10 protein-coding genes are annotated in these 12743 nt (G+C 72.8%); 5 read left to right on the forward strand and 5 right to left on the reverse strand.

What is annotated here, in order from left to right; translation table 11 throughout:
• Positions 1–65 precede the first annotated feature (65 nt).
• The 4 genes from HP507_RS08905 (at position 66) to purE (ending at position 4423) form a co-directional block, all read left to right on the forward strand.
• Entirely contained in the window at positions 66–1202 is a 1137-nt protein-coding gene (locus tag HP507_RS08905) for a 5-(carboxyamino)imidazole ribonucleotide synthase (RefSeq protein WP_175351431.1), read from the forward strand.
• 125 nt (positions 1203–1327) lie between these two features.
• Positions 1328–2719 (forward strand): glycoside hydrolase family 6 protein, encoded by a 1392-nt coding sequence (locus HP507_RS08910; RefSeq protein WP_175351432.1) that lies wholly within the window; start codon positions 1328–1330, stop codon positions 2717–2719.
• 66 nt (positions 2720–2785) lie between these two features.
• Complete coding sequence (locus HP507_RS08915; protein WP_175351433.1) at positions 2786–3901, forward strand: glycosyltransferase family protein; 1116 nt, start codon at positions 2786–2788, stop codon at positions 3899–3901.
• Positions 3902–3910: 9 nt separating this feature from the next.
• The gene (gene purE, locus HP507_RS08920) at positions 3911–4423 is read left to right on the forward strand and encodes a 5-(carboxyamino)imidazole ribonucleotide mutase (protein ID WP_271207214.1); all 513 of its coding nucleotides are present in this window, start codon (positions 3911–3913) and stop codon (positions 4421–4423) included.
• A gap of 34 nt (positions 4424–4457) precedes the next feature.
• On the opposite strand, the gene HP507_RS08925 is transcribed toward purE, so the two are convergent.
• Together HP507_RS08925 and HP507_RS08930 are read right to left on the reverse strand one after the other, a co-directional pair.
• Positions 4458–5600, reverse strand: coding sequence for a glycosyltransferase family 4 protein (locus HP507_RS08925; RefSeq protein WP_175351434.1), 1143 nt, complete (start codon positions 5598–5600; stop codon positions 4458–4460).
• A 57-nt stretch (positions 5601–5657) separates the two neighbouring features.
• Positions 5658–6713: a lysylphosphatidylglycerol synthase transmembrane domain-containing protein gene (locus HP507_RS08930; RefSeq protein ID WP_175351435.1), complete on the reverse strand. Its 1056-nt coding sequence runs from the start codon at positions 6711–6713 to the stop codon at positions 5658–5660.
• A gap of 29 nt (positions 6714–6742) precedes the next feature.
• On the opposite strand from HP507_RS08930, the gene HP507_RS08935 reads away from it, so the two are divergent.
• The gene (locus tag HP507_RS08935; RefSeq protein ID WP_175351436.1) at positions 6743–7921 is read left to right on the forward strand and encodes a glycosyltransferase family 4 protein; all 1179 of its coding nucleotides are present in this window, start codon (positions 6743–6745) and stop codon (positions 7919–7921) included.
• Here HP507_RS08935 and HP507_RS08940 read toward each other — a convergent pair.
• The 3 genes from HP507_RS08940 to HP507_RS08950 form a co-directional block, all read right to left on the reverse strand.
• Positions 7888–9450, reverse strand: coding sequence for a hypothetical protein (locus HP507_RS08940; protein WP_175351437.1), 1563 nt, complete (start codon positions 9448–9450; stop codon positions 7888–7890). The genes HP507_RS08935 and HP507_RS08940 overlap by 34 nt on opposite strands.
• Positions 9447–11561 (reverse strand): acyltransferase family protein, encoded by a 2115-nt coding sequence (locus tag HP507_RS08945; protein WP_175351438.1) that lies wholly within the window; start codon positions 11559–11561, stop codon positions 9447–9449. Before HP507_RS08945 ends, HP507_RS08940 begins: the two co-directional genes overlap by 4 nt.
• Positions 11562–11626: 65 nt before the next feature.
• On the reverse strand, positions 11627–12730 hold the full coding sequence (locus HP507_RS08950; protein ID WP_175351439.1) for an acyltransferase family protein: 1104 nt from the start codon (positions 12728–12730) through the stop codon (positions 11627–11629).
• Between the last annotated feature and the right edge of the window lie 13 nt (positions 12731–12743).

Here is a 12743-nt window from a genome sequence, read left to right on the forward strand (position 1 = left end):
CCGAACAGCGATTGTAGACAGCGCGTTCTCGCCGCACGGTGTGAACGACGGAAGGAACACACAGCATGGCGTTGCGCGTCGGGGTCATCGGTGGGGGTCAGCTGGCACGGATGATGGTGCCCGCGGCGGTCGAGCTCGGTCTCGACATCCGGGTGCTCGCCGAGGGGCCCGGCATGTCCGCGGCGATCGCGGCCACCGCCGAGGGCGACTACCACGACGTCGACACGGTGCTCGCGTTCGCGCGGGACGTCGACGTCGTCACCTTCGACCACGAGCACGTGCCGCAGGACGTCCTCCGCGCGCTCGTCGACGCCGGCGTCGCGGTGCGGCCCGGCCCGGAGCCGCTCGCCGTCGCGCAGGACAAGATCACCATGCGCACCCGCCTGTCCGAGCTCGGTCTGCCGGTGCCGGACTGGGCGGCGGTGCAGGACCCCGACGAACTGCAGGCGTTCCTCGACGACCACGGTGGGCGTGCCGTGGTGAAGACCGCCCGCGGCGGCTACGACGGCAAGGGCGTCCGCGTCGTCTCCGACCCCGCCGACGTGTCCGACTGGTTCATCGCGGTCGCCGAGGCCGGCGGCGGGCAGGCGCTGCTCGTCGAGGAGCTCGTGCCGTTCACCCGGGAGCTCGCGCAGTCCGTCGCCCGCCGCCCCTCCGGCGAGGTCGTGGCCTGGCCGCTCGTCGAGACCGTGCAGCGCGACGGCGTGTGCGCCGAGGTGTTCGCCCCCGCGCCCGACAGCGCCGGACGGATCGCCGACATGGCGGAGGACATCGCGGTGCGCATCGCGACCGAGCTCGGGGTAACGGGTGTGCTCGCGGTCGAGCTGTTCCAGACCGACGACGAGCGGATCCTCATCAACGAACTCGCGATGCGTCCGCACAACACCGGGCACTGGACGATCGACGGCGCCACCACGAGCCAGTTCGAACAGCACCTCCGCGCCGTGCTCGACCTGCCGCTCGGCGCGACCGGCACGCACGCGCCGGCAGCCGTGATGATCAACGTCCTCGGCGGGCCCGCGGACGGCGACCTCGCGGCCCGCTACCCCGGCGCGCTCGAGGCTTTCCCCGAGGCGAAGTACCACTTCTACGGCAAGGCGCCGCGGCCCGGCCGGAAGATCGGTCACGTGACCGTCGTCGGCGACGACGTCGACGACGTCACCTACCGGGCACGGGCCGCCGCGGCGCACTTCGACGACTGACGAGCACCCGTCCCCAGAACGGCGGACACCCCGTCGGGTGGCACCCGATCTGGCGTGTGTACGGGGCCCGTGAGCACGTGCTCCCATGGACCGGTCAGGGGTCGACCAGTCCAGGGAGTTTCGTCATGCACCGAGCCAGTGTGCTCACCACCGCCGGGATCGTGAGCGCGTTCGTCGCGCTCGCCGCGGGAGCGCTCGCGCCGACCACGGCGTCGGCGGCCACGACCGCCACGACGATGCGTGCCGCGACGTCCGCGACCCTGTACGGAGCGGGGCCGTACCGCTCCGACACGAGCGAGGCAGCGAAGCAGGTGACCGCCCTCGCCGCGAGCGACCCGAGCGGCGCCGCCGCAGCGAAGACCATCGCGCAGTACCCCGTGGCGACCTGGCTCGGGGACTGGACCCGGGGGACGACCCTCACGAAGACGATCGACGCCGCCGTGGCCGGGGCCGACCGCACCGGGACGACCGCCGTCTTCGTGACCTACGCCATCCCGCAGCGCGACTGCGGCGGGTACTCGGCGGGCGGCTTCGACGAGGCCACGTACGACGCGTGGGTCGACCAGGTCGTCTCGCGGGTCGCCGGGCACCGGGCGGCCGTGATCGTCGAACCGGACTCCCTCGCGATGCTCAGCAACGCGGCCTGCAGTGCGTCCCTCGACCAGCAGCGCTACCGGATCCTCTCCCGCGAGGTCGCCGCGTTCACCGCCGCCGGCGTGCCCGCCTACCTCGACGCCGGGAACTCGAACTGGGTGACGCCGGCTGTGATGGCGTCCCGGTTGAACAGCGCCGGAGTGCAGCAGGCGCGCGGGTTCTTCACGAACGTCGCGAACTACTACCCGACGGCGCAGGAACAGGCGTACGCCGAGAAGGTCTCCGCGGCGACCGGTGGCTCGCACTACGTCATCGACACCTCCCGGAACGGCCAGGGCTGGCGCGGCACCTGGTGCAACGGGCCGGGGGCCGGGCTCGGCACGTCGCCCCGGGTCGTCTCCGACGGCACCGCGCTGGACGCCCTGCTCTGGGTGAAGACCCCCGGGGCGAGCGACGGCACGTGCGGCGGGGGGCCGGCTGCCGGCACGTGGTGGCCGGCGTTCGCGGAGGCCCTGGTGGCGAACGCGCGGCTCGGGACGCCGGTGTCGTCGGCCGCTGCGGTTGCGTCGGCCGCTCCGGCCGCTGCGGCGAAGAAGGCCCCGTCGGTGGCTCCGGTCGCGCACCGCGACGCCGCGACGTCCGGGGCGGTCCGACGCGTGACCGTCCGTGGATGGGCCTTCGACCGCGACGACCTCCGGAAGCCGGTCACCGTCCGCATCTCCATCGGCGGCAAGGTCGTCGGCACCACGGTCGCGAGCACCTCGCGACCGGACGTCGATCGTGTGTACGGCGTCGGCGCGAACCACGGGTTCGCCGCCACCGTCGCCACGTCCAGCGGCCGGCGCAGCGTCTGTCTGGTCGCCGTGGGGATCGGCGGCGGCGGGGACACCTCGCTGGGCTGCACCACCGTCGCGGTCCGCTGAGACGACCGGTCGCGTCGTCAGCGCGTGCTGCGACGGAGCCGGAGCCGTGTGCGGGAGGATGGAGGCATGCCGCGTGATCTCGTCCGCCGTGCCGCCAGCAGACTCCGCCGCACGCTGACCGGCACGCGCCCGGGGACTCCCGGCCCGGAACCGGTCCCGCTGCCGGTCCTCGGTTACGTGGTCGCCGGCGGTGGCGGCGCCCACCCGGCTTCGGCGCACGTGCGTGTCGTCCGGCGTACCGAGCACCTCGCCCGCAGCGGCCGGGCCGAGGTACGGCAGGTCGACCCCGTGGCGTTCGTGGACGGTGCCGACGAGACGCCGTACCGGGCCCTCCTCGTGCAGCGGGACATCCTGCCCCGGGACCAGGTCGAACCGTTCCTCGCCGCCGCCGCCGCCCGCGGGATCCGGGTGGCGGCCGAGGTCGACGACGACTTCTTCACCGCGTCGGGCCGAGATCGGCTGGCGCGCGCCGAGTACGACCCGGACCGGCTCGCCTCGATCGACGCCCTCGTCCGCGGCGCCGACCTGGTGCTCGTGAGCACCGAGGAGCTCGCCGCACTGGTCCGCCCCGTCGCGCGCCGGGTCGTCGTGGTCCGCAACGCCCTCGACCCGACGATCTGGACGCCCGGCGACACCGCCGTCGACGAGGACCTCGCCGTCGGCGAGCACCGTGTGCTCTACATGGGGACGCTGACGCACGGTGCGGACCTCGAACTGCTCCGCGACGTCTTCACCGACCTGACGGCGTCGGACGGGCTCCCCGTCCGGCTCGAGGTCATCGGCGTCACCGACGACGCCGACGGGACCGGCTGGTACCGCCGGGTCGAGGTGCCGGACGGGCACTACCCGGCGTTCGCCCGCTGGCTCGTCGACCACCGGGAGCGGTGGCGCGCCGGGGTCGCCCCCCTGCGGGACGAGGAGTTCAACCGAGCCAAGAGCGACCTCAAGGCGATCGAGTACACCGCGCTCGGGCTGCCCGCCGTCGTGTCCGACCGCCCGTCCTACCGCGACGCGCGCGACCACGGCGTGGTCGCGGTGCCGGACGACGTGGACGCCTGGCGTCACGCCGTCCGCGCGGCGGTCGACACCGGGGACGCCGATCCCGTGGCCGCCCGCTGGGTGCGCGACGAGCGGACGATCGGCGACGACGGCGACGCCTGGCGGTCCGCACTGCTCGACTAGGCTCGTCGCGTGACCGACACCGCAGCCCCCGTCCAGCCGCTCGTCTCGATCATCATGGGCTCCGACTCCGACTGGCCGACGATGCAGGCCGCCGCGGACATGCTCACCGAGCTCGGGATCCCGTTCGAGGCCGACGTCGTGTCGGCGCACCGGACCCCGGACAAGATGACGCGCTTCGCCCGCGGCGCCGCTGCCCGCGGTGTCCGCGTGGTGATCGCCGGCGCCGGGGGAGCGGCGCACCTGCCCGGCATGGTCGCTTCGATGACGACGCTGCCGGTGATCGGCGTGCCCGTCCAGCTCGCGCGACTCGACGGCCTCGACTCGCTGCTGTCGATCGTGCAGATGCCCGCCGGCATCCCCGTGGCGACGATGGCGATCAACGGTGCGGCGAACGCGGGACTCCTCGCGGCGCGGATCATCGGCACCGCGGACCCGGCCGTGGCCGCGCGCCTGGCCGACTACGCCGAGGGGCTGGAGCAGCTCGTCGAGGAGAAGGCGCAGCGCCTCCGCGACTCGCTCTGACCGCGCTGCACCGGCGCCGGTGCCGCCGATGGGGTCAGAGGTCGGCGTGCAGCTGCCAGGTCTCGGCAGCGGAGTCGTTCCAGTCGTACATCCGCGCCCGGTCCGGACCCGCGACGGCGAGCTGCCCGGCGAGCAGCGGGTCCTGGACGACCTGGTAGACCGCCTGGGCGAGCCGTTCGGGGTAGGAGTCGCGGGGGTCCCGGGCGACGGTCACCCCTGCGTCCGACGCCACCTCGCGCACGGCCTCGTCGTCCGAGTGGACGACCGGGGTGCCGAAGCTCATGGCCTCGATCACCGGCAGGCCGAAGCCCTCGGCGAGGCTCGGGAAGACGAACACCGTCGCCCGGTCGTACGCCACCGCGAGGTCCGCGTCGTCGATCCGGCCGAGCACCTTCACCCGGTCGCGGGCCAGGCCTGCACGCTCCGCGGTGCCGTACACGTCGACGTCGCCCCACCCGTCCGGGCCCGCGATGACCAACGGGATGTCCGCCGGGGCGTCGGGGTGCGCCATCGCGTCGATGAGGAACCGCAGGCCCTTCCGCGGCTCGAGGGTGCCGACCGCGAGGACGTAGCGTTCGGGCAGGCCGAGTCGCTCGGCCCGGAGGTCGGCGTCGACGGGGATCCGCAGCCGGCCGCTGGGGGCGCCGCCGATGACCCGGAGTCGTTCGTCGAACCGGTGGATCCCGTTGAGGGTGCTCGCGACCGCGTGGGTCGGCACGACGACCGCGTCGGCGTGCTTCCACGCCCGCTTCACCATCGCCCGGTGGAACTGGACGCCGCGCGGCGTCAGCGTCTCGGGGTGCGTCCACGGGACCGTGTCGTGGACCGTGACGACCGTCTGCCGGCCCGGGTCGCTGAACCGGTCGTGCTTCACCAACGGCGCGAGGACGCTCGGGGAGTGCACCATGCCCCGGCCGACACTGCCGACGAACCCGCCCTGCCAGGCGAGCGAGAGCTCGCGCCGCGGGAGGGCGAGCCGGTCGAGGTCGGCGAGGCCGGGCAGCAACGTACGGATGTGCGCGAGCTCGTCCTTGCCGACGGCGGACACGATGCCCGCGACGTCGCAGCCCTCCGGCGCGGTCTCGATGAGGTGCCGCGTCAGCTCTTCCGCGTAGCGGCCGATGCCGCCCGGGACGGGGGCGACGATCTGGTCCACGACGACGTGGAGTGTTGTCATGCGGTGCGCCTCCTCGTGGTGCTGCCGTGCGCACTGCGCGGTCGGAAGCCGACCATATCAGTCCGCTCGGGGAGGAACCGGAGCGCCCGATCGAGTCGCCGCGGCGGCAGTGATCCGGCGGTGCCGCGCGGCGAGGAGCGCGCCGACACCGGCGAGCACGACGTCGCCGATGGTCATGAACACGCGGCTGATCACCGCGAGCGCGAGCGGTGCGGAGCCGCCGGCGACGCTGCCGAGGAGCAGCACGAGGATGCCCTCACGGGGACCGATGCCGGCGGGCGCGATGACGACGACGAAGCCGACGAGCCAGGCCACCGCGTAGGCGCCGACGGCCACCGGGAACAGCGCCGGGGAGTCCGCACCGAACGCGCGCAGCACCACCGTCGCCTGCACGCCGTAGGCCACCCACATCGCGAGCGACCAGACGAGCGACATGACCGTGCCGGACCAGGTGAGCGTGGTGTCCTGCGCCGGACGGCGGAGCACACGGAACGCGATCGCGATGAGTCGGCCCAGCACCGGCGGGGTGAGGCAGACCAGCCCGACGACGATGACGGGGATGAGCCACCAGAACGTCGCGAACCCGGTGGACGACGCGAGCAGGACGGCGACGATGCCGACGATCGCGGCCGTGACCATGCTCACGAGCATGGAGGCGAGAGCGGCGACGGCGCTGCCGGTGCGTTGGAGCCCGTGCGCCCGGCCGAGCTCGGCCTGGGCGGCGATCGACCAGACGCCGCCGGGGATGTACTTGCCGAGCTGGCCGACGAAGAAGATCGAGGACGCCGCGGCCAACGGGACGCGGTACCCGCTGGCCGCCATCATCGAGCGCCAGGACAGCATGTTCGCCACGAGGGCGACGACCGTGAACAGGACGCCGACGCTCACCGTCGTGACGTCGAGGCTCGCGAAGTCGTGGACGATCCTGTCCCACTGCTTCGCGATGCTCCAGACGAGGAACGCGACGGCCACGACCGCTGCCGCCCACTTCACCGCGTCGAGCACGCGCGCGCGCCGACCGCTCGTCGGCACGGCGCCCGTGACGACGTCGGAGGAGGTGTCGAGCGGGTCCGGTGACCCTGCGGCCGACCCCGTAGGCTGTTGTGCGTCCATCGACCGACAACTCTAAGGGAGCGCGCTGGATGCGACCCGATCCGGACCCCCGTCCGACCCTCCTCGTCGCCGCGTCGACCTTCCCGGCCGAGGCCGGCGACGGGACGCCCGGCTTCGTGCTCGACCTGGCGACCGCCCTCTCGGACGAGTACCGCGTCGTCGTGGTCGCGCCGATGACGAAGGGCGCCCGTGCGGAGCAGCGGATCGGCGACGTCGAGGTCCGGCGCTACGGGTACTTCCCGGCGCGCTGGCGCGACCTGGCCGACGGCGCGATCGTGGACAACCTGCGGGCGAAGAAGTCCCGCTGGCTGCAGGTGCCGTTCTTCTTCGTCGCGATGGCCGCCGCACTCCGTCGTGAGCGGCGCCGCTCGCAGCCGGACGTCGCCCTGCTGCACTGGATCATCCCGCAGGGCGCCGTCGGCCGACTCGTGCTCGGCGACCTGCCGCGCGTGGTGACCACGCTGGGCGGCGACCTGTACGCGCTGCGCAACCCGCTCCTCCAGGCCGTGAAGCGATCCGTGATCCGCAGCGCCGCGTCGGTGACCTGCATGAGCACGGACATGGCGCGGGAACTCGGGAAGCTCGGTGCCCGCGACGAGCAGGTGCACGTCGTGCCGATGGGCGTCGACCTCGAGCCGATCACGCGGGCGGTCGCGCGCGAGACGCGCGTGCCCGGGCGGGTCCTGTTCGTCGGCCGTCTGGTCGAGAAGAAGGGCGCGATCGTCCTGCTCGACGCGCTGGACCGGATGGCCGAGCAGCCCGCCGAGGTCGCGGTGGTCGGCGACGGTCCGCTGCGCGCCCAGCTCGAGGCGCGCGCCGGCCGGGCGGTCGTCTTCCTCGGCGCCCGTGGCAAGGAGGACCTCGCGTCCGAGTACGCGAAGGCCCAGATCGCGCTCTACCCGTCCGTGCCGGCCGCGAACGGCGACCGTGACGGCCTGCCCGTCGCGCTGCTCGAGGCCATGTCCGCCGGCTGCGCGATCGTCGCGTCCGCGGTACCCGGCATCGTTGACGTCGTCGAGGACGGCGTCAACGGCCTGCTCGTCGAGCCGGGGGACGCCGTCGCCCTCGCGGCGGCGGTCGACCGGCTGCTGGCCGATCCCGAGCTCGCCGAGCGGCTCGGTCGCGCAGCGGCGCAGACCGCGGCCGCGCACACCGTGGACGCCGTGGGCGACCGCTACCGGGAGCTGCTCGGCGCCGCGCGGTCCTGATCGTCGGCGTCGGGCGCCGGGGCGAACCGCCGGCCGCGCGGTCGGCGTGCGTCGAGGAACGCGCCGATGACGCACGCGACCGCCGCGACCACGGACACCGTGAAGGCCAGCCGGACCATCAGGGCCGCGTGCGGGACCATCCCACTGACGTGCAGGTCCACGAGCGTCCAGTAGGGGAACGCCGCGGCGACCACCCAGGCCGTCACGAGCAGGCCGGACAGCGGTCGCCAACCGGTCAGACCGGCGGCCATCACGATCGCGATGATCGGCAGGACCGTCATCGAGTAGCGCGTGTTCGGTGATCCGCCGCCCGCCACGTAGTCGAGCTGCGTGATGACCAGCAGCGCGCTGACGGCGACGAACATGAGGACGACGAGGAGCCCGGCGAGACGATCTCGTCGGCGCTCGGCCGCTGCGAGGCCGTGCGACCGCAGCGCGCGGCGGTCCGTGTCGGCGGCAACGGCCGACGGGCGACCCGCACGGCGGACGGATCCGACGACGGCGACGGCGAGCCCGAGGACCAGGGGGACGAGCAGGATGAGCCAGGTCGGGAAGTTCATCGGGTCGATCGCACCCCGGTAGATCCCGAAGAGTCCGCGCCAGACGCCGCCGTCCGCCGCGATCTCCCCGATCGGTCGGACGATCCGCCGGGCGTGTTCGATGCCCCACTCCGCCTGCCGACCGCTGAAGTTGCCCGTGATGGCCTTGTTCCGCACGTAGAACCAGCCGGCCGCGGCCGCGGCCGCGAGCACCGGCACCGCCGCGGCGACGATCCGTCCGACGAGTGCGGCACGGCCGCGCGCGGGGGCGCCGTCGCGCGCCAGCCGCACGTTGCGCGCGAGGAGCAGGGCGACCACGACCGCGACCGCCCACAGACCGAAGGAGAGTCGTGTCGTCATGCCGGCGGCGACCACCAGGGTCGCGGCGACGAGCAGGCGCCGGGTGATCCCGTCACGGAGCGCGGCACCGGCGATGCCGCACGCGAGCACGACGAGGGGGTAGTAGAGCGCGTCGTTGTAGATCGACGATCCCTGCTGGATGACGATGCCGGCGAACGCCGTCACCACGGCGGTCGCGCCCGGGAGCCGACGGGCGCCGGGGAAGCACCGCGACGCCGCCCACGCCGAAGCGGGCACGGCGACGGCGATGAGGACCGCACTCGCCATCCGGCCGGCCATCACCGCGGTGAGGGTGTGCCCGCTGTCCCACAGCGGACCGACGATCGGCGCGAGCAGGACGTAGTAGAGCGGCGGGTGCTGCGCCACCCACTGCACCGGGACCTGCACGCCCCACGGCACGCGGTAGGTCAGACCGTTCTCGAACACCGGCAGGTGGCCGTGCCACACGGTGACGACGTAGTCCAGGTGCGCGGGCTCGTCGGCGCTGCCCAGCGGCGGGTACGTGAAGGACCGTGCGACCGAGGCGGCGAGGATGAACAGGAGGGCTGCCCAGACGGTCAGGCTCGCCCACGGCGTGGCGGCGGACCATCCGGTCAGGCGGGTCCAGGTGCGGTGGATCGGGTTCGTCATACGGTCTTCCGGTCGAAGGACGCGAGTCTCGCGCGCAGCTGCTGGTCGAGGTAGGGCTCGAGCGTCTTCGCCCACGTCCCGGTGATGTGACTGGTGTCGCGGTACACGAGTACGCCACCGATCACGGCGGGACAGGTCGTGTTCGTGCAGTAGTACGGCGTGAGGTCGACGAGGGCGCTCCGGCCGCCGGCTGCGTTGAACGCCTCGACCGCCTCGGCGGAGGAGTCGGTCTGTCCGAGCGCCGCGGCGCGTGGCTGGTCGCACGAGGAGTCGGTGGGTCCGGACATCCGGCTGACGCATGCCACGACGTCGCGACGCGGGACCGGGTTGTCCCGGATCGCGATGACCGGGAGCCGGTCCCCGGCGGCCTGCTGCCAGGCGTCCACGAGGCCGGCCCGTGTCGCGGCGTCACGTGCGGGTCCCTCCGGCGCCGTGACGGGCATCTGCGTGGTGGAGTGGGCGACCACGAGCGCGTCGGCCTCGTCGCGGTGCCGTTCGACGTACTGGATGGCCAGTTGCTTCCAGCGGTTGCACGTGGCGAGGGACGAATCGTTGAGGGCGTCCTGCTGGGCGGTGGTGAGGTAGCAGCCACCGGTGCCGGCGAGGTCGATCCGCCAGCCGTTCTTCCGGCCGATGTCGTCGTACGCGGCGAGGAGCGTGTTGCTGTGCGAGTCGCCGATCACGATGAGGCGCTTCGAGTACCCGGACTCCTCGCCGAGCACGCACGTCTGGAACTTCCCGCTCCAGCAGGCTGGCCGGTTCGGGTCGTCCTGCTTGGCGGCCGAGGGGGCCGGCACCCGCACGTCGGCGAGTCGCTCGTCCACGCACGGCTTCGGGGCGCTGATCTCCGCGGCGGCCCCGAAGCAGGGGGCGTTGCCCTGCGAGAGCTGCTTCGTGAAGGTCGCCGCCTGCACCTCCTGGACGTGCACCGCCGTGAGCGTCGACGCTCCCAGGGCCGCGACGAGGACCGTGCAGACGGCACCGAGCACGGCGACGCGGCGTGGGCGGAGCGTGCGGACCCACCCCGAGAACCGGAGCGGCTCCTCGAACCACACCGTCGTGACGGCGGCGAGCACGAGTGACACCACGAGGACGGCGAGCTTGCTCTTCCAGCCGAGCGGGTGCCCGAGCGCGATCGGCACGATCACGACGAGCGGCCAGTGCCACAGGTACAGCGAGTACGAGATCCGGCCGACGAACGCGACGGGGCGGATCGATCCGAGGAGCTCGAACACCGTCCCGGCGCCGAACATGACGACGAGGGTCGCCCCGACGACGGGGAGCGCTGCGGCGATCCCCGGGAACGGCGTGGCCGGGGTGATCACCACGAGCGACGCGATGAGTGCGATCGCGCCGACGACGGCGGCACCTGACCGGAACCGGCGTGCGACCGCGGTGCGTGCCGCGGGCAGCCGGACCGTCGCCGCGAGCCCACCGAGGGCGAACTCCCACGCGCGGGTGGCGGTGGAGAAGTACGCGACACCCGGGTTCGTGCTCGTCTGCACGATGCACCACACGAGCGACAGCACGACGACCGCGCCGAGCAGGATCCGCGCGGTGGTGACGGGGGAGACGCGCTTGCGGACGGCCAGGGCCAGCAGCAGGAGCAGGAGGGGCAGCGCGATGTAGAACTGCTCCTCGACGGACAGCGACCAGAAGTGCTGGAACGGCGAGGCCTCGTTGTCGGCGTCGAGGTAGTCGACGGCGCTGGCCGCGAGCTCCCAGTTCTGGGCGTACACGGTCGAGGCGATCAGTTCGCGCCCGTACTGGGTCCACAGGGCGCTCGGGACGACGAGGAGCACCGCGGCACCGGTGGCGAGGATGGTGAGGAACGCGCCGGGCAGGAGGCGCTTCGCCCGTCGGGACCAGAACTGCGCGAGGCGGATCCGGCCGCTGGACAGCTGCTCGCGGAGCAGGTGCCCGGTGATGAGGTACCCGGAGATGACGAAGAACACGTCGACGCCGACGAACCCGCCGTGCAGGCGGTTCGGCCAGAGGTGGTAGACCACGACGGACAGCACGGCGAACGCGCGGAGTCCCTGGATGTCCCAGCGAGTGGTGTCCCTCGCGCGGTGTGCGGGACTCCGAGTTCCCCCTTGCGTAGTGCTCACTGGCAGAATCCTACGAGTACACGCGCGATCCCCTGAAGTCCGACGCGCCCGGGGTCGAGCCTTCGTCAGACCGGGGTGCCGACCCGCTGCGTCGAGATGCGCTTCGCGATCGCCTTGGCCAGCCGGTGCGCGGGCAGTTCCACGAAGCGGGCGAACAGGAACGCCATCCCGATCGCGAGCGGGATCGTGACCACGACGGTCAACCACGGGGACCACGTCACCGGCAGCAGGTTCGCGAGCGAGACCGCGATCGGCTCGTGCGTCAGGTAGAGACTGAAGGAGATGCGTCCGAGGGTCCGCGGCACCGGGCCGAGCAGGAACCGCTCGGCCGGCATCCACTTGCCCGCGAGCAGCACGACGGTGAACGACGATGCGAGCACCACGACCTGGACGACCACCGGGTGCGAGAACGGCGGGGGGAACCACGCTGGGCTCGAGATGCCGAGCAGGCTCGCCACGAGGAGCCCCCAGCCGAGGCCGCGCGGTACCTCGCGGATCCGTTCCCAGCCAGCTGCGAGCGCGGATCCGATGAGGAACATCGGCAGGTAGATGAGCCACGGCACGTGGAGGTACTCGCCGAGGGCGGAGACGAGCACCCCGACGATCGCCGTCACCCACCAGCGCTGCACCGTGACGGCTGCCACCGACACGAAGAGCGGCACGATCACGGAGAACACGACCTCCCACGTGAGCGACCACAGCGGGCTGTTCAGGAGGGTCGGGGAGATGAGCGTGAAGTCGTCGAAGAGCTCGCGGAGACCGAGTGTCTGGTCGTGGGCGTTGACCCACAGCGACTGGTGCGGATCGGTGGTCCGCGGGACGAGGACGTACAGCGCCAGGGCGACGAGCAGCGATGCCGTCACCGGGAGGTAGAGGCGCACGGCACGGCTCGGGAAGTACGCGATCCAGTCCTGCGTGCGCCGGAGCGACGGCAGCGTGAGGACGAAGCCGCTCAGCACGAAGAACACGAACACCGCTTCGCGGCCCGCCCAGATCACGTGCAGCGGCGAGTTCGTCAGCCAGAGCAGCGAATCGGGGACGGCAAGTCCGTAGTTCGACTTCGACAGGGGCGGGACGGTGAGGAAGGCGTGGTGGACGAGGACGACCGCCGCTGCGATCCCACGGAGACCGTCGAGCGAGCCGATCCGACCCGCAGGGCGATCGCGCATGGGAGCATCGTAC

This window comes from Curtobacterium pusillum (assembly GCF_013359865.1).
GTDB lineage: Bacteria > Actinomycetota > Actinomycetes > Actinomycetales > Microbacteriaceae > Curtobacterium > Curtobacterium pusillum.